Raw genomic sequence first — 18,208 nt, 5'->3', positions numbered from 1 at the left:
GTAAGGATTATTAATACTATATTTCCACTTATAATTATATTTTATACAGTTGATTTGCAGACATGCACAACTATAATGGAAAGATAAGGTTAATGGCTATAATATGTCCATAAACCATTGCACACGATCAATATTTGCGCTGAAGTAAGTCGACGCCTTTCGTCACTGCTTTGCAGATCACCTTCATGCTTAGTCTCATCAACGAGAATCTGAAGTACAATGCTGTACGTCACCGGATTTTATCATTGACCATCTGAAGGATAATACCATTATACACCCGGATAGCACACTGTTCTCCCTTGATATTCTGCTTAAGTTATGTTTCCTTCTTACACTCCTTACATTTTTTACATATGCCATAGAAGTTGGTGCTCGTTGAAACAATAGTAAATCCTTCTATTTCCTCAGCTATCTTCAGCGAGTAATCCAGCAATTTTTCCGAATTAAAATCCTCCATCATTCCACACTCCCGGCAGATGAGATGGTGATGCGGAATGAAATTCGCTTCAAATCTTGAGACCCCTTTTACATTCACCTCCTCCAGTAACCCTTTCTCCGTAAGGAATTTAAGATTCTTATATACGGTAGCCTTGCTTATACGCGTCAGTTTTTTTCTAACCCCATCATAAACTTCGTCTACAGTGGGATGACCGTCGTGTTCGCGCAGGAAATCAAGTATTTCGACTCTCTGGTTTGTATATTTCATGTCAGCTTTCTCTGTGGGCTTCATTGTCGTCCACCTAAATTACCTGTGAAAGCAGGTTTATTCAGATATACATGATATCTATTACTAAATGATATTTATTATTATTTAACAATTGCTATTATCCTCTTTATTTCTTTACTTAGAGAAGCCTGTAACTGATTTCTGTTCCTGATGACGTAAATTATATTTTTTTCTCACTAAAAATACACTAAAAAACAGTAATTTTAGGCAAAAATCATCAGAAGAGGATTTTATACCTCTTTCAATAGAATTTAAAGCTTTTTGAGACCTTAATTATAATATAAATCCAAATTTCAATGTAATTTTTTGAGAAAATCAACTAAGGATCTCTCCGAAAAGTGTTGTCCCCTCTGTATCTAATAACAGACAATGTACACAAAATTACACAAAATTCATTTGAAAACCTTCCTCCACGCCCGAGTGCTAACGAAGTGAGTATACTTGGCAGTCACTGACAAGAAAGAAGAAAAGTAGAATCGGCAGCTGTCATAAAGGGCGGCCCGAAGTGTATTATTTAAGTTGAGGTGGCCGCCCTCAATTTGATTTTATAATATGTTTATCAGTTAGGTTTTATAATTTTTGTTAACTAATTTTGTTTTAATCTTCTTTTATTTTAACATCACCTTTTTTTGCATCAATTGAAAGCCCACTGTTTTCTTCAAACCATCTACAGTATTCCTCGGGGCATTGAGTTTCTGGGCATCCATGTATATACGCCAGGACATCATTCATTTTTGCAGTAGCTAATGATACGGAAGTATCCGCGCTTCCGTAATAAATACGGATTTCATCATCTACTAAGACCCATCCGCAGGGGAAAACAACATCATTAACGTCCCCGCTGCGTTCATAAAGCTCGTGAGGCCCAAAAACCCAGCCTTCTGACCTGTGGAGCACTTTTCTCGGGTTATTGAGATCGAGGAGGGCAAGCCCGAGCCTATAACTTGCTTTAGAAGTTGTCTGGCGCACTCCGTGGTACATAATTAGCCATCCGTCAGGTGTACGCAGTGGCTGCGGGGATAATCCGATTTTTCGAGCGTCCCACCATCCTCCTTCCCGGGCATACAGCAGAACTTCGTGTTCTCCCCAGTATTTCATATCCGGGGAAAAAGAAATCCAGATATTTGCTTTTGCATCCGCCATACCAGATACAGGCCTGTGTAACATTGCCCATTTTCCGTTAATTCTGACAGGGAAAATAGCAGCATCTTTGTTTTCAGGAGGCAGGGTAGCTCCTACTCGATCAAAATTACGGAAGTCCTCAGTAAAAGCAAGAGCTGTTAATGGACCTGAATCAGAAAAAGCCGTATACGCTACAGCCCATTTTCCCAGCTCGTCTATGTAAGTAATACGTGGATCTTCAATACCGTATATCTCTTCAGGATAGTTTACAGGGTCTGGGGCAAAGGTTGGCTCTGTATCAATTTCCCAGCCGTCAACTCCATTCTCACTTCTAGCTACTGTAAGGTGAGAAAAGCCTCGGTGATCTTCAACACGCACCAGTAATAAAGTAGTTCCGTTAACTATAGCTGCTGCAGGGTTAAATACCGAGTGAGCTCGATACGGCCAATCATCAACGGTAAGTATAGGGTTTTTCTTACTCCTCTGGAACAGTTCTCCATGGTCTTTCCACATCATATTATATACCTCACTATGCCTGATTTGCTGATAGCAGGCTCTTCTTTTGCAGAACCCGGTCACTTACTTTGGGCTGGATGCTATACTGAAGGACTTATTTGGGCTCTGTAGAAACTTCATAATAAAGAAGTTCCAATATTTGTATTGGATGACATTATATATTTATTTCTATATTTTTCAGCCTATTGAAACTGATTAAAAAACTATCGAAAAATATATGACCTCCTGTAACATCGAGATTTTCCAAGAAGTGTACCCGAACCCGGGAAATGCTATCCGAGAATAAAAAAGAGTTAAATGAGTTTCGTAATGACTGATTTAAAAATATATTGAAACACAGTATCAGTTAGTAGAAGAATCTCAAGATTAATAGGCGTAGCTCACTGAAGGCTTCACAGCCAATATCATTCGGTGCAATACGGTTTATTTATTTGTTTAAAAGACGGAAACCAACATTAATAGGTCTATATGTCTATAGTTAACCTCAGTCAATTTAATTTAAAATCCCTCAAAAAGGTGTTGTTCTCTAAATATCTAATAATAGGCGATGTACACAAAATAGACAATATGTACAATTGGAGTAAACACCTGATGTTAATGGGGGTGTTTGCCAATATCGTTATCGACCTGACAGGCTCTTAGTTTTCAAATTTCTTTTTAAAAATTCATCTAAAAACCTTCCTCCACGCCCGAGTGCTCACGAAGTGGGCAGATATCGGGCGCACTGGCAAAAAAGAAAAGTCAAGCAAAAACTTATACAGGTATTTATGATGTCAAACGAGATAATTGTAAAAGGTAATCCTGACATCCCTAACATTGCTCTGACCTTTGATGATGGTCCGGGCAGAGTAACCCCGTACATTCTTGACGTGCTTCGAAAGTACGGAGCTAAAGCTACATTTTTTTGCCTTGGCTGCTGTATTGACAAAAACATTGCTTTTCAGGATTATACAGGCAAATACCTAACGGGCAGCGAAATTGTCAAACGTGCAAATGACGAAGGCCATCTCATAGCCATTCATTCTTATGATCACCTAGCTCTTCCCGGACTTACTGATAAAGAAATTCTTAATAATGAATTGGTCAGAACCAAAAATATAATCACTAATTTGATCGGAAAACCCCTGTCTACTTTCGTCCTCCTTATGGCAGGATTAATGACAGAGTAAATAACATAGCAAAAGCGCTTGACCTCAAAACCGTTTTATGGAGTTGTCGCTCAGCAGATAGTTCCACCGAACCTGCTGTTACCCTTGACGGATCTCTCAAATACAAACATGGGCCAGTAGATATTTGCAATAACATAATGAGAAATACTGAGAGTGGATCAATTATTTCATGTCACGATGGACACAGTGGGACCTATGATGCAAATTTCGGAATTGTATTGGCTTTAGACAGAGCAATACCGGAATTACAGCAAACAGGATTTAATTTTGTAACGATAGATGAGTTTTTGGCGACTGGTTCCGAAAAGTTCTCAGAATCCAGTTAAAAAGAGAATCAGATTTCTCTTTTACCATTCGATTCATTATCAGCCGTTTTTAATAAGGGATTCTTTTTACTCCATTCCGACATCGCCTTAAGAACAGGAAGGAGTGCTTTCCCACGTTCAGTCAATGAATACTCTACCCTCGGTGGAACTTCCGCGTAAATTTTTCGTTCAATGATCGCATATTCCTCAAGTTTTCTAAGATGAGTTGTTATCGTTTTAGCGTTGATTCCATACATTCTTTTTTGCAGTTCTGTATACCGAAGAGTATTTTCCCGCAAATGTGAGATTATAAGTAGATTCCACTTACTTCCAAACACTTCAACATACTCGTCTATGTTACATTTTGATTCATTTTCATGTTTCATGTAAAATTCACCAATACATACTTTTTGGATATATAGTTACAAAAGTAATCCTTATGAATATATAAATGTTTAGGTCAAATATTACCTTATAGGTAAAATATTAACATTTGAATAAAATGAGTTCTAGAAGGTAATTTATGACGATAAACGTTGATTCTAATCTCTGTTCACAATGCGGGGTGTGCTCTAAGGTTTGCCCATATGGTATTATCGATCCCGCAAATGAAATGCAGCTTCCCCGAGTACATGAGGGGAAGGATGCAATTTGTGTTTCCTGCGGGCAGTGTGAAGCATTTTGCCCATCCGGAGCGCTTATGCTTGCTGATGAGAGTAATAAAGCTCATGAAAGTGTAATCCCAAAAGGAGTGATCTCTCCCGAAAATTTTGGCCATTTTCTCAAAAGCCGGCGTTCGATCCGGACATATAAACAGACAGAAGTACCTCGTACAACTATTGAGTCGATCTTAGACATTGTCCGGTATGCCCCCTCTGGTGGAAATAGTCAATTGGTTGAATGGCTTGTTATTCATGATCCCCATGTGGTGCGAGAGATTGCTGAACGTACCATTGATTGGCATAGGGAATTGGCTAATAGCGGTAATTCCATGTTTTCTTCCTATGCCTCAATGATGGTTGATGCGTGGGACAAAGGAAATGATATGATCTGTCGAGGAGCCCCGCATATGATTATCGCCCATATTGCTGAGGACAAACCGAGGACCATAATTGATGCGATTATTGCATTGACTTACTTTGAAATTGCAGCACAAGCCTTTGGTGTAGGAACTTGTTGGGTTGGAGCTGTCTTATTAGCTTCTCAGGAGCAGCCGTCTATCCTTGAATATCTGAATCTACCGAAGGGACGGATACTGGTATTTCCTATGCTCTTTGGATATCCTCAGTACACGCCTCAATTAATTCCCCGGAGGAATTTTCCTCACGTTACATGGAGATGATTTAAGATATGTTCAGAGAAATTGGAGGCGTTAGAAATAAAGTTGATGAGACCTCCCAAATCCTTGCACTTTTCAGAGATAGTATCAGCGAGATATTCCTTAATGAGTCTGAGTCAATTCCTGCATACTTCAAACCCGAATATTCCCATTACCTGGTGGTACATACTCCTCTAAGCTTTAAAGATCCTGAAAATAGAAAAGAGTGGAACCGGCGGTTTTGCAGAGATTTCGGAGTTTCGATTGTAGAACTTTTTACGGTAAAAGCTGGTATTGCTTACGTAAAAGGTTTGATGGCAGTTAATGGATCAAAAATCTATGGAATCCTTCCCTTTACATCAGTAGATGCGGAAAAAGTGGAAAAAGCAAGCTTCCCTGAAGATCAGATATCCCTCGTGAGATCAAGAGTGCTTCCTTCTGTGCTTCGAGAAATAAAAGGGGAAACTATTCTGGATATAGGCAGTGGGTTTGGAACGCTCACTCTTGAAATTGCAAAAAACAACCCTGATTCAAAGATCTATGGTATCGATATTCATGATTCTCATACTGGTCAGGCACAAATGAATGCAGAAGTTTTCGGTGTGACTAACGCTAAGTTCAGGACCGGAAGTGCATATACTTTGCCATTTGAAAATAACTCTATGGATGCCACGACCTGTTTTTACATGCTTCATCACCTTGAAGATTTAAAACTAGCTCTAATGGAAATCAAGAGAGTATTGAAAAAAGGTGGGATATTAACCGTAGTAGAACCTCTGGAACATCAATATCACCACGGACCTCACCTCTCTGAAATCGAATGGAAAGAGCTTTTTCAAAAAGCAGGCTTTTATGTGGAAACTCAAAGCTATGAAGGAGCAGTAGTGGTTAAGGCAAAAAAGTAGGGATCTATTTTGGATCATAGTTCAAACATTTAGTTCTCGATGAAACTTGTAAAGAATGATAGAAAGATTGGGGACGAGATCTATGTTGTATTATTTGATTCTTAACCTCTTTATTAATTGAGTCAATGATTGAATAAATTGATATGGTGAAAAGAGAGACTGACCAGGCAAATGCTGGGAATATGAGTGCTACTACTAGAAAGATGACAGGACATGAACTCAGATGAAATTACAAGAAGAAAAAAGAATGGCTTGAGAAATTGGAACGTGAAGGTAAGCTGACAAAAAACCCGACAGAAAGTCATAAATTCGGGCTAAAGGTCCTTCAGAATACCTTGAGAAGAGAAATCCTGGTTTACATTGGGAGTAAGAGAAAATCCTTTGAAGAAATAAAAGAGAAATTCAACCTCAATGACCACATGGAAAATTTTCACCTCAATATGTTGGAAGGTGCTTTCTATATCGAAAAAAGGAAGAGGAAGGAAAAATACTCTATTTCCCAACCCTGCTAGGAGAAGGTTATCTGGAAAATGTAGAAATGAAAAAGTAAAAGAGGATTTCGATTCACCTATCATTTTTTCTTCGCAGGAATTTTCCTCGACCATTTTTGGGGTTGTACCAGCTTTAGACAACACGGACCCGGAATTACAGCAAAGGGGATTTAACTTTGTAACAGTAGATGATACTTATTGACAACTGGAAATCATGTAATCCAGAACTTATGAGCTGAATTACACCCCTGTGCTATATCTGAGGATTGCAGCAATTCCGCCAAAAGCTATCAGAAGTTGAGAACCTTCGTCGAAATCTGTTGATATAAAAGCAATCCTTGCATTTCCTTTATCAGCGAGTTCTGAAAATTCGTCAACGATATCAGTAACATCCGTGACTTCAAGTGCAGAACCACATTCAGGACAATCTCCTGCCACAGGAACAGCTTCATTTGACTTCCATTTTCTTATCCATTTGTTCTCATATTCACAAACACTGCATTTGATAGTTACTCTTTCAGATCGCAGGTCTTCAGAAAGTAAAAGCGCATCAACTGCCTTTATTTCAAGATTCGCCCGAACATTGTCTTCTCCATAGGATACTTTACCAGACTCAGTAGCTATTTCTTTAAAAAATATTTCCATATCTTTCTTTTGCTTAATTAAGTCAATATCCTGGAGAGTATCCTCTGCCGCATTTATTAACTCAGAAAAACCCGATTCATCCGTATACCCTGTATCGAACAATCCAAGAACCTTTTTCTGAAGCTCATAATGTAGAAATCCACCTTCACTGAACTCTTCTTTAGTTGGAGAATGCCCTCCTATAAGAATGCCTTTAAGTTCAGCTGGCTCTACTTCAAGGAATGACTTACTTGCAGCATCCCCTATTCTTTTGTAGAAGTCATGAATAGCAATGCGTCTGAGTTGTTCAAAACGATGTGCACTTTGCCCACCTTTTCTTTGTTTGCCAAGGACAGTAGAATGGAGATGTTTAGTAACTTCAATTTGCCTACCTACAAGCATTCCGATAGTAGCTTCTCTTAAATCAAGAAGTATAAGCCCATAAGTACTGCACTCCCTTAGCATTTCCTCAAGAGGCTCAAGATAAAAAACGGAATCACAGTGATATATGTAATCTATAACATGTTCCGTAGGAATAAGGACTTCATTTACCATACTTGTCCTGTTAGCTCCGGTATCGACAACTCCTGTAAAATAAACTAGCCCATTTTCCGGTATTTTTTTAAGATATCTTAACTTTGCCAGCAAAGAATCAAGTGCTCCCTGTATGTTATTGCTGGTTAATTTAGACTCAATGTTCGAAGCCCGCTCATGTTCTTCTCTCAAATGATTTATAACATCTGAAATCTGTTTATCAGAAGGAATATAAAGGGAAATTAGTTCTGTGCTCCTTCCACTTTTACCTTTTAGAGTTTCAAGCTTCTTTTTAAACACATATTTTTCATATGTACAGTACTCAGCCACTCCACTTCCTCCTTTTCTCATAAAAATAGTTGAGGACCCAAAAAATGACATGAAATTACAATGTTCTTTATGCTTTGTTTTTTTAAAACATTTTTTGAATTTCCATTCAAAAAACACGTTAAAAATCAGACTTGTGATAGCCCAATGGATGAGTTACAGAAATGGAATCAGAACTTGAGGATGAGCCCCTATCCCATGCCTGTATTCGGTGTAGATAACGCGAATAATTTCGATGATGAAAAAAAGAAGAGTTTTAGGCGCAGGGATCTCGCAGCGCCTTATCGACGCCTAAGGTCTTGCGCTCTTTGATTGTCTTCCTGTCCATAAAAAATGCACTTATGCTTAATACTGGAAACCAACAAGAAAACATCAACCACGTACTGATGGAGTTTCATTTTTGATTTTTATTTTAATATCACCTTTTTTTGCATCAATTGAAAACCCGCTGTTTTCTTCAAACCATCTACAGTACTCCTCAGGGCATTGAGTTTCTGGGCATTCATGTATATATGCCAGGACATCGCTCATTTTTGCAGTAGCTAATGACACAGAAGTATCCGCGCTTCCGTAATAAATACGGATTTCATCATCCACCAGAACCCATCCACAGGGGAAAACAACGTCATTAACATCACCGCTGCGTTCATACATTTCGCGAGGCCCAAAAACCCACCCTTCTGACCTGTGGAGGACTTTCCTCGGGTCTTCAAGGTCAAGAAGCGCCAGCCCAAGCTTATAACTTGTTTTTGACGATGTCTGGCGTACCCCATGGTACATAATCAGCCATCCATCAGGTGTATGGAGTGGCTGCGGGGATAATCCGATTTTTCGGGCGTCCCACCATCCACCTTCTCGGGCATATAGAAGGACCTGGTGATCTCCCCAGTATTTCATATCCGGGGAAAAAGATATCCAGATATTTGCCTTCCCACCTCCCATACCAGATACGGGCCTGTGTATCATTGCCCACATGCCGTTAAATCTTACAGGAAAGACAGCAGCATCTTTGTTTTCAGGCGGCAGAGTAGCCCCTACTCTCTCAAAATTACGGAAATCCTCAGTGAAAGCAAGAGCTGGTAAGGGGCCCGAGTCTGAAAAAGCTGTATATGCTACAGCCCATTTTCCCATCTCATCTATATAAGTTATACGCGGATCTTCAATGCCGTATATTTCTTCAGGGTAATTTAGAGGGTCCGGAGTAAAGGTCGGCTCTGGGTCAATTTCCCATCCGTCAATTCCGTTCTTACTTCTCGCTACTGTAAGGTGAGAAAAACCCCTGTGGTCTTCGACACGTACCAGCAGGAGTGTTTGGCCGTCAACTATAGCTGCGGCAGGGTTGAATACCGAATTGGCTTGATATGGCCAATCATCAGCGGTAAGTATAGGGTTTTTCTTACTCCTCTGAAACAACTCTCCATGGTCTTTCCATATCATATTACATACCTCACTATGCCTGATTTGTTGATAGCAGGCTCTTCTTTTGCAGAACCCGGTCACTTACTTTGGGCTGGATGCTGTACTGAAGGACTTATTCGGGCTCTGTAGAAATCTTCATAATAAAGAAGTTCCAATATTTGAAATGAGTAACATTATATATTTATTTCTATATTTTTCAGCCTATTGAACTTAATTGAGCTTATGCCATTTTAGTTAATAGCCCTTATTTTGGAATAATGGATGTTAAAAAGATCTATTTTTTTAAAAAATTAGACTAAAACACTTTAATTTCAATTTAAAGGTAAATAGAAAGGATTATACCTAATTAAACCAATATTATGTCGCCAAACAAATAATTGGGCTTTAAAAAGGTATAATCCATGATAAAGATTATTACAAAAGGATATAAGTACTTATTGACTCAAATCGACGATTTTTTAGGGTCTGCACGTACCATTGTTATAAGTCTTAAGAGTATTAAAGGCAGAAAAGAATACGAACAGCTTTTTGGTCGAAAATTGGACGATCAAAAGACAAATATTAAAATCCGTATCATATCTCTAAAACAGTCAAGACTCACAGATTTTATAAGCAATCTTTTTGAAAAATCGATGTCTATATACTCTATTTTCGATCCGATGTTGAGTGAATATTCTAACTTAAAGATCCTTTTCATTGAGAAAATTACTAAAAACAAAAGACATTGTAAAGTACGTAATGTGCTCCCTATTTTTCAAAAAGTGCTTTCAGACTTTTTTGGTGAAGGATTTACTTTTCTCAAAAGGAAAATTTGCATTCCTTATAAAATTAATCTTCTAGTTGTACATAGCAAAGATTATATGGAAAGTGTATTGCCCTGGAATCAAGTACTTGCCTTTCAACACTTCAAAACGTTTCATGGGTATATAGGAGACATGTTTGCATTAAATCCTTCGCTGGATAACTTTTTCATTGAATTACAGGCTTCAATGGAGTACCATCCTCAGCATGAATCGTTAAATTTCAACAACATTCTCAAGTTAGAAATTGCAAGATGTAAGATGGGGTATTCAAATTTTGAATCATTCATTAGAGAATTTAACCAGAATAAAGCTCTAAGAAAGGAATTAAATATTGAAAATCGTGATCGAATCACTCTTTCATCATATCGTAGAAATCTGAAATGTATTTATCCATATTTCGTGGAATATGCTCAATTACTGATACAAGAATGTAGAAATCTAAATCTTATAGGAGATAAAATCTGGATATGGGATAGAAGGTTCTTTGAGTGCAACTGCAGTGGATTAAAAAATAAAGAAACTGGTATGCTCTCAGATCCTGATGCAGGACATTATGTTAAAAAAACCGGAAAGTATAGTGTCCTATCTGGAACGGGGTATACTGATACATGTGTTGTTGATAGTTGGTGGGGTTTACCAGTTTATTGGGATGCAGTAAACGCAAGTAAAAATGACAACACTATATTTCAAGAAACTATCATTCAGTGCATGAAATCGGAAACTCATAAACCACTTTTTATGATTGCAGATGCTGGACCTGATAGTCATCCTTCTAACCAGGTGGTTATTGATCATGGAGTTATTCCAATTATAGCAGCCAGAGCTAACAGTGCAGGAACTATTCTTAAAACAGAAACAGGAACCCACTTCAGAGGAATATATATACCAAGGAAATTTCATAGACTCCTTGGTAAAATATACAATCTTAGAACCACTGTTGAAAGAAAGAACTCAAATGAAGTAGTGGGATACAATCGCTCGAAAACACCTACAAGAAGAATTGAATGGGCTAAAATGTTTGTCTCTATAGGCAACATTGCCGCTTTACTTACGGCATTAACGGCTTTTAAAGTTGGAAGAAAAGATTTGATAAGGGCACCAACTGCTTTTAGAAGGTTGCATTTTTAAGCTATTTAAGGAAATTTTTCCGGAAAATATAGAATTGAGTGCTTTTATTTGGGATTTAAAGCATTTTAAATGATTTTGGCATAAGCTCAATTAAAAACCTACCGAAAAATTGTGACCTCTTTATCTAATAATAGGCAATATACTCAAATAGACAATACACAATTGGAGTAAACATTTGATGTTAATACAGTATTTACCAATATCGTTATCGATCTGATAGTCTCTTAATTTTCAAATTTCTTTTTAATCAATTCATCTGAAAACTTTCCTCACACCCGCATGCTCACGAAGTAGTATATTTGGCAGTCACTGGCAAAAAAAGAAGTAAAGTAGAATCGTCAGAACAGATACTCGATATATCCGCTTTGACTTTCAGCAAGGTTTTATCTGGGCATACGTGGGAGCTACTGAAGATGCAGAAGGCAGGCAGCCTATTGAGTGTCTTAAAATGTACCTGCTGAAAGGTCAGTATTCCATAGCTGCTGGCTCTATATATAGGCTTAGGCTTAATACCTCCAGTTTTTTTATTTATTCTCAATCTTGTTTAAGCGATGAAAATAGGCCTTAGACATATGTTTCTCCTCTGGTTGTGCATGGCGACTGTTACCTCACGAATTACTACCGTGGAAAACTGTTTATCACTATTTCCTTATTTGGCGGCTTAATGGAACCTGGGAACAAATAAATAATGCATTGAGAATTGAACTGAGGGTTGCATTGGTAGGAAATAAGAACCAAGAGCAGCTATTTTAGATAGCCAATCCGTTAAAACTATAGAAACGCCAGGTGTACGCGGCTATGATGCTGCCAGGAGAGTTAAAGGGAGAAAGCGCCACATTCTATGGATACAATCGGGCTACTGTTGATAGTTGTAGTTCATTCGGCGAATATTCAGGATCGAGATGGAGCTAAACTTGTTTTAGAACAAGTTAAAGGTAAATTTTCTCGGTTGAAGTTAATTTAGGCAGATGCGGGTTATTCAGGACAGCTAATGGATTGGGTAAACTCAGTTTGTGGGTGGATATTGGAAATAGTAAAGCGCAGTGATGGCGTTAAAGGATTTCAACTACTTACTCGTAGATGGATAGTAGAGCGGACATTTGGATAGCTGGAGAGATCTCGACGTTTAAGTAAAGATTGTGAGGGATTGACAGAATCAAGTCAAAAGTTAATATATGCTGCAATGATACATTTAATGGTTAGAAGACTGAGTAGAATAAAAAAACAAGAGACTTTTTATTATTTTCTGGTCTTCATATTTTCTCCATAAATCATGCAAAACAATAAAATTTTAATTATATTGAGATAAATTTTCTATTTATGGGAAAAGGAAATGTCGCAATAGATAAGTCAATGATAAAAACGGTAGTTGACGGTAAAATAATGATTCCTTTGCCAAAAGTTTTGGTTGGAAATCGATACTATCCTATGTTTTCCGTATTATCTCCTACTCATTGTGCTGATTGTGGCAATAAGTTACATGTGAACTCTCACTACACTCGTTTTATTTTATCAAGTCACGGCACTATAGCTCTCAATGTTACATACTGGTTTTGTCCTGTTTGTAAGAAACCTTTTCATGATCAGATTATTGGTGTTCCTGGTTCTGCAAATTACAGTTCTGAATATTATGATAAACAAATGAATGTTAGATATGATGGACGATGCAGTCTACACAATTCTCGGCAAATTGGAGAAACATATACAGAAGGCTTGACAGCCTTCTGTGGTAGAGCTCCTTGTGCAACTTCATTATGGTTATATGAACAGAAACATGCAGAACTTTCAAAGCAAGAACTTTTAGATCAAGAGATTGGCTTTGATGAAACATTGTATGTTGATGGGGATTGGATCAAAAAAGGCTGGAAAAAGAGACTTGAAGAGTTGATTGGAAGAAAGCTTACAGAAAAAGAATGGAAAAAAATGCGATATCAATCTGTTTACGTTATTGCTACTAAAGAAAAGGTAGTTTTGGATTTTGAGGTAACTGACAGATTACCAACGATTGAAGCTCTGATTCCTCTTTTCAGACGAATAAAAAACCGATTTCCTGAAGGCAAAATACAAAAAATTGTTTCTGATGAAGATAAAGCAATCATTGGAGCTGTAAAGAGTGTCTTCCCTGAAGTAGCTCACTCCTTTTGTGTGTTTCATCAATTAAAAAACGTTAGCAAGAGATACTATGAAGAATTCAACTCTGTTGAAGATATTCCAGATAATGATAAGGTTGTGTCCAATGAAATATATCAGTTGATACGTTCTGATACGGTCATCAGTGCTGTTGTATGTATTCAAAAGATACGAGAATTCTACTCTAATCTGGAACTTTCAAAAGCGTCTCAGAAAGCGATTTCTTATGCAGAAGAGATTTTCAAGAAAAATGTAAGCTTCTTGAAAAAAGGGTTTACACCTGAGACAGATAATACAATGGAACAGATATTTTCTTTGATAGGTGATATCGTAGACAAAGCAAGATCATTTAAAACCGATAGTGGCCTAACTAATTTTTGTTACAATTTATTTACTTATTTCAACAAACGGTGTTTCAGTACTGGTAAATGGAAAGGATTCTCACCCTTAATGAGGGCAAGATTCCAGTATGGATAAAAGTAAAGAGTAAATGGAAACTTTCAGTTTTAATCTGCAGCTTTACAGCGGTAGCTATCGAATAATTATGGCAAAAATAAGAAATTGATGTACAAAATCTAGATATTAGTGGAGCGACTTTTCCAAAATGAGGAAAAATGTTAAGGGATTTGGGTGAAATTCAATTGTTTTTTTAAAATTGGAGAAGAACCATAAAAAATTAAAAAGACTCCTAATTTAATAAGGTGTTTGTAACTGACAGTTAAATAAGGTTCATCAGGTAACGGGATCTTTTCTGTAGCATTTAATTTTGTAAAGCTATTGTTTATTTCACGAAACATTTGAAGAATAACAGCAAAGTAATCTCTTTTTTGTTCCCCATTAACAACAATACTAATTCTTTTTGCTTCATTGTCGGCCTTGACCACGGCGAAAGAATTAAAATTCTTATCTTCCAGAACTACACCTGTACGCCAGCACAGATCATACTTTATATCTCTGTTCATCTTTACGATAAAGCGAGGTATGATTGAAGGAGGAAGGAAATCATAGTCAATTATAAACTTAAGAGCTCCTTCATAATCAAATTCGAAATTAGGCTCTTGGATTTCCAGTAAACTAGGGAGAAGCATGGTGTGGCCATCAAGATCATAAGAAAGTTCAAACTTCTTCATTAAACTAATGATAAAGCCGTATTGATTTGGTGGATAATAATAATCTCTATAACCTTGTCTCAAAATTGTAGGCAACATCTCAAGCTTCAAAACCCCTCTCGACTCGGCAACCTCCCATGAATTAACAATTTTATATACTGCGTTAGTTACCCATTCTGGTTCCAGAACATGCGTGTTCAGTAGAGGGATATCTCTAAAATGGAGAATTACACCTAAGTCGTGTAGAAAATCAACAAGAGTATCCTGCTCGGATTCACTTTTTATCCCCTCTTCGTCGCAGATACTTTTATATTCATTATAGTCTATAAAACTAAAACACCCACAAGTATCTTTGTTCTCATTATTCGAAGGATAATTAAAACGCATTTTTTCAAGTTTATTCTTTACATTAAACCAACTTTTGGGCCACCTGATTTCAAGGTGTTTTACTGTACTTAGTTTTTCTTTCAAAGCTTTTGAGAACTCTTCAATCCCTTCATTCGACTTGCAGGACAAACGATAAAAGCCTTTAATGGAAACATACTTTTCCTGAAGGAATTTCCTATTGAGTTCAAACGATGGGTTCTCATCAATTTTATTAATCACAATTAAAACAGGCGAATCTCCACCAAAATTTTCAATGAGTTTGAGCCAGTATTCAGGGCTTTCGTCCCTCCTTCCGTCTAAAACCAGTATATAAAGACTTCTTTTAGACAAAAAGAACTGGTGGGTAGCATGCATGATCTCTTGCCCACCAAAATCCCAGAAATCGGCTCTAATTTTCCTCTTCCCAGTTTCAATATTCAATCTCTCGATATTAATTCCCTGGGTCTGGAACTCATTTCCATCAAAATTTTCTCCTACAAGCCTCTTCACCAGCGAAGTTTTGCCTGCGCCTCCACTTCCGACAAGCAAAACTTTTACTTCATTTAATAGTTCCATCGTATCCTCCTGCGACTTGAAATAGTTGATAACCATCTCTCTACCCATTTTTAGGATCTCCACTGGAGGAATTTCGAAAGGATTCTCCGATAAATAAATTACTTTAGATTCCAAAATATTTTGCCATTCAATTTCCAGGCCCAACTCTAAAATCTCCGGTGGCAGAAAGGTTAGTTGATTTCCAGAAATATTAAGCTGAGTGAGGTTTCTCAACTTGTTTATTTCGGGTGGCAGAGAAGTTAATTGATTACCAGATATGTCAAGTTCAGTAAGATTTTTCAACTCAGAGATTTCAGGAGGTAACGAAGTTAATTGATTATCAGATATGTCAAGTTCAGTAAGATATTTCAACTCGCTGATTTCCGGCGGCAGCAAAGTAAGGTTTTTTGAAGACAGGTCTAATGAAGTTACTTTATTTCGTTGAGCCTCTCTAATCAGATCCTTAATCTCGCTTGATTCCATGTATAATCCCTGCCTCACTGTCCTCACAAGTTTGCCATTATATCCAAGAAAAATTTAAGATAATATTGCAGCAGCTATCCAGAGATAACCCCTGCATAAAAAAATAATTGAATCTGAAAAATAGAGAGGGTTGTCAGCTAAATAATTTTCTATTTTGTAACATAAATTACGGAAAAGCCGCGCAAAGCGCGGGAAATGAACGGTGTGAGATGCTGGTAAGGTTATTTAGGCAATTAAAAGAAGATCAAACGCGGTTAGCCGAAATTTTATTACAGTTTCGCTTTTCCCACCGCAGACTCGATCATACTCTCAAGATCTTCAACCGTATTAATATTCGCAAAAGTCCTCAATTCTGGATCAATTTCCCGAATCTCCGATACCTCAACAAAAACAACATCCTGCATTTGGAAAACCGGCGCAAGCACTGAATGCTTTCCCCTCTCAATGGCTTTTTCGATCTCAGGTAGCATCTTTCTGGAATAAACTGCGTGCAGAGGCTCAAACATTCTCTCGTCCCACCTCGGGAGAGCAGCATCGTGCCCTTCTGCTTTTTCAAACAGCAGGTCTACAACTCTGAAATTTACAAAGGGCATATCTCCGGCGCAAATAAAAGAGTATTCTGACCCGGATTCAAGCAGCCCCGCCCGGATGCCTTCAAGGGGACCGGCGTCTTCCAGAGTGTCAAAACAAAAACGGATTTCTCGAGCAGGGAATTTTTCGAGCACAAGAATGAGTTTTTCTTTTTGCGACATATCCCGGACCGAAAGGACAACCTCATCCACAACCCGGAACAGGTTTTCAAGCAGGTGCTCAAGGATAGTTTTTCCTTCGAATTCGAGGAGGGCTTTTTCGACCAAACCCATCCGGCGGCCCCTCCCACCTGCGAGGACGATTGCGCTTCTGGTTTTTGTTCTGCCCGGTTTAAGTTCTGTTTTTCCGCTCATTATTTCCGTTCCGGTTTTTGCTACTCTTAGTAAGAGGTTTTCGTTTTTAATGTCGCAGTGCTCGTTTTTAATACCGTTCTTCTTCTCTTCTTATTACATTTTTGCATTCAGGCGTGTTCCCGATCGTGTACCCAGAACTCTTCTTTTTCCGTGAATTCCTTTTTCCAGATCGGGGCTTCGGCTTTTACTCGCTCGATGGCTTCGCTGAGGGCAGGAAAGAGTTCGGTCCTGTGGGCGGATGCGATCACGATGTAAACTATGTCCTCTCCGGCTTCAATGACACCTATTTTGTGGTGGATAAGGACTTCAAGGATGCCTTCTTTTTGCTTGATTTCTTCACGGATTTTATCCAGGGCCTTTGAGGCTTCAGGTTCGTAGTTCTCAAATTCGAGCCTGGCTGTCTTTTCCTCTCCGGCAAGCTCGCGGACGATGCCTGAAAAGGTGCCGATTGCTCCTGCTTTCCTGATATTCGGGTTCTTCCGGGCTTTCTTTATAAGCGCTTCCAGGGTATAACGGTCTGGCTGGGCAAGGGCTATTCCTACAAGTGAAGCTGTAAGTTCCTCGTGAGGGTCGATGTTTTCAGGCATCCTGAAAACAATATTTGATACTCCTTCAACGTCTCCGAGCGCGATTTTTGGAAGATTGCTTCCCTTAAACCCTTCTACGATAGCAAAATCAAGCCCCCGGTCGCAGAGCATATCAAGGGCATCTTCAAGGTCAGTATCCCTGGAAAAGCTGACAAGTTCGGTGCCAGTGATCCCTATGACTGTTTCTGCTCCTGCATCAAAGTGCCTGCCAGTATCCGTTTCCCCGGGATTAAGGCGCTGTTCTCCCATGTGTTTTACAGTACCCACTGTCCCGAATCCGGAAAGCTGCCGGACAAGGGCTGAGACAAGGGCTGTCTTGCCCGATTTTTTATACCCAACAACGGAAATGACTTTCATCAAAGAGCCTTATGGATTTCCCGGTATAAGTAAGGGTCGGCAGCTTTCACCGTCACGGTTTTTAAATAATCATTCGCATACCGCAAGATCATCCGCAAGATTCCAAATAATAGTAACCTTTTTTATTTTTTAGACTGCCGAGAGTATAATTAGGAAGATTCAAATATTAAAACTCTTAATAGTATTACATACTGTCAGCCCGAAAATGTACTGCCAATAAGGGTATAGAAAAGTACAGATGAGTGCACTGTATACAGCAAACCTGCTGGTCATGCAGCACTTTCTTCGG

Annotated in this window: 14 protein-coding genes and 2 pseudogenes; 8 read left to right on the top strand and 8 right to left on the bottom strand. The window is 38.4% G+C overall.

Annotation, left to right across the window (positions count from 1 at the left end):
• Positions 1-316: 316 nt before the first annotated feature.
• Both ACZ5A8_RS10685 and ACZ5A8_RS10680 read right to left on the bottom strand, forming a co-directional pair.
• A complete protein-coding gene (locus tag ACZ5A8_RS10685) occupies positions 317-730 on the bottom strand; it encodes a Fur family transcriptional regulator (protein ID WP_464533857.1) in 414 nt (137 codons plus the stop codon).
• A 594-nt stretch (positions 731-1,324) separates the two neighbouring features.
• Positions 1,325-2,365, bottom strand: a complete 1,041-nt coding sequence (locus tag ACZ5A8_RS10680; protein ID WP_464533855.1) for a glycoside hydrolase family 130 protein — start codon at positions 2,363-2,365, stop codon at positions 1,325-1,327.
• Positions 2,366-3,132: 767 nt separating this feature from the next.
• On the opposite strand from ACZ5A8_RS10680, the gene ACZ5A8_RS10675 reads away from it, so the two are divergent.
• Positions 3,133-3,534, top strand: a complete 402-nt coding sequence (locus tag ACZ5A8_RS10675; RefSeq protein ID WP_464533854.1) for a polysaccharide deacetylase family protein — start codon at positions 3,133-3,135, stop codon at positions 3,532-3,534.
• Positions 3,535-3,868: 334 nt separating this feature from the next.
• On the opposite strand, the gene ACZ5A8_RS10670 is transcribed toward ACZ5A8_RS10675, so the two are convergent.
• The gene (locus ACZ5A8_RS10670; RefSeq protein ID WP_464533853.1) at positions 3,869-4,225 is read right to left on the bottom strand and encodes a winged helix-turn-helix transcriptional regulator; all 357 of its coding nucleotides are present in this window, start codon (positions 4,223-4,225) and stop codon (positions 3,869-3,871) included.
• Positions 4,226-4,362: 137 nt separating this feature from the next.
• Here ACZ5A8_RS10670 and ACZ5A8_RS10665 point away from each other — a divergent pair.
• The 4 genes and pseudogenes from ACZ5A8_RS10665 to ACZ5A8_RS10650 all read left to right on the top strand — a co-directional run.
• Positions 4,363-4,533: pseudogene (locus ACZ5A8_RS10665) on the top strand (4Fe-4S dicluster domain-containing protein); the annotation flags it as partial.
• 6 nt (positions 4,534-4,539) lie between these two features.
• Entirely contained in the window at positions 4,540-5,181 is a 642-nt protein-coding gene (locus ACZ5A8_RS10660) for a nitroreductase family protein (RefSeq protein ID WP_464534097.1), read from the top strand.
• 8 nt (positions 5,182-5,189) lie between these two features.
• Positions 5,190-6,062 carry a class I SAM-dependent methyltransferase gene (locus ACZ5A8_RS10655; protein ID WP_464533851.1) on the top strand — a complete coding sequence of 291 codons (873 nt, stop codon included), beginning with the start codon at positions 5,190-5,192 and terminating at the stop codon, positions 6,060-6,062.
• A gap of 335 nt (positions 6,063-6,397) precedes the next feature.
• Positions 6,398-6,574 carry a hypothetical protein gene (locus ACZ5A8_RS10650; protein ID WP_464533850.1) on the top strand — a complete coding sequence of 59 codons (177 nt, stop codon included), beginning with the start codon at positions 6,398-6,400 and terminating at the stop codon, positions 6,572-6,574.
• Positions 6,575-6,793: 219 nt separating this feature from the next.
• Here ACZ5A8_RS10650 and prf1 read toward each other — a convergent pair whose 3' ends face one another.
• Together prf1 and ACZ5A8_RS10640 are read right to left on the bottom strand one after the other, a co-directional pair.
• Entirely contained in the window at positions 6,794-8,041 is a 1,248-nt protein-coding gene (gene prf1, locus ACZ5A8_RS10645; RefSeq protein ID WP_464533849.1) for a peptide chain release factor aRF-1, read from the bottom strand.
• 369 nt (positions 8,042-8,410) lie between these two features.
• A complete protein-coding gene (locus ACZ5A8_RS10640; RefSeq protein WP_464533847.1) occupies positions 8,411-9,475 on the bottom strand; it encodes a glycoside hydrolase family 130 protein in 1,065 nt (354 codons plus the stop codon).
• 917 nt (positions 9,476-10,392) lie between these two features.
• On the opposite strand from ACZ5A8_RS10640, the gene ACZ5A8_RS10635 reads away from it, so the two are divergent.
• The 3 genes and pseudogenes from ACZ5A8_RS10635 (at position 10,393) to ACZ5A8_RS10625 (ending at position 13,995) form a co-directional block, all read left to right on the top strand.
• Positions 10,393-11,388, top strand: a complete 996-nt coding sequence (locus ACZ5A8_RS10635) for a hypothetical protein (RefSeq protein WP_464529078.1) — start codon at positions 10,393-10,395, stop codon at positions 11,386-11,388.
• Positions 11,389-11,970: 582 nt separating this feature from the next.
• Positions 11,971-12,658: pseudogene (locus tag ACZ5A8_RS10630) on the top strand (IS5 family transposase); the annotation flags it as partial.
• 50 nt (positions 12,659-12,708) lie between these two features.
• Entirely contained in the window at positions 12,709-13,995 is a 1,287-nt protein-coding gene (locus ACZ5A8_RS10625; RefSeq protein WP_464529292.1) for a transposase, read from the top strand.
• Positions 13,996-14,135: 140 nt separating this feature from the next.
• On the opposite strand, the gene ACZ5A8_RS10620 is transcribed toward ACZ5A8_RS10625, so the two are convergent.
• The 3 genes from ACZ5A8_RS10620 to ACZ5A8_RS10610 all read right to left on the bottom strand — a co-directional run bounded on the left by ACZ5A8_RS10620 (position 14,136) and on the right by ACZ5A8_RS10610 (position 17,919).
• A complete protein-coding gene (locus tag ACZ5A8_RS10620) occupies positions 14,136-16,031 on the bottom strand; it encodes a COR domain-containing protein (RefSeq protein WP_464533846.1) in 1,896 nt (631 codons plus the stop codon).
• A gap of 269 nt (positions 16,032-16,300) precedes the next feature.
• Entirely contained in the window at positions 16,301-16,975 is a 675-nt protein-coding gene (mobA, locus tag ACZ5A8_RS10615; protein WP_464533845.1) for a molybdenum cofactor guanylyltransferase, read from the bottom strand.
• A gap of 107 nt (positions 16,976-17,082) precedes the next feature.
• The gene (locus tag ACZ5A8_RS10610; protein ID WP_464533843.1) at positions 17,083-17,919 is read right to left on the bottom strand and encodes a molybdopterin synthase; all 837 of its coding nucleotides are present in this window, start codon (positions 17,917-17,919) and stop codon (positions 17,083-17,085) included.
• Between the last annotated feature and the right edge of the window lie 289 nt (positions 17,920-18,208).

The sequence above is a fragment of the Methanosarcina subterranea genome (assembly GCF_055385895.1).
This window is presented reverse-complemented; position numbering and strand designations above follow the sequence as displayed.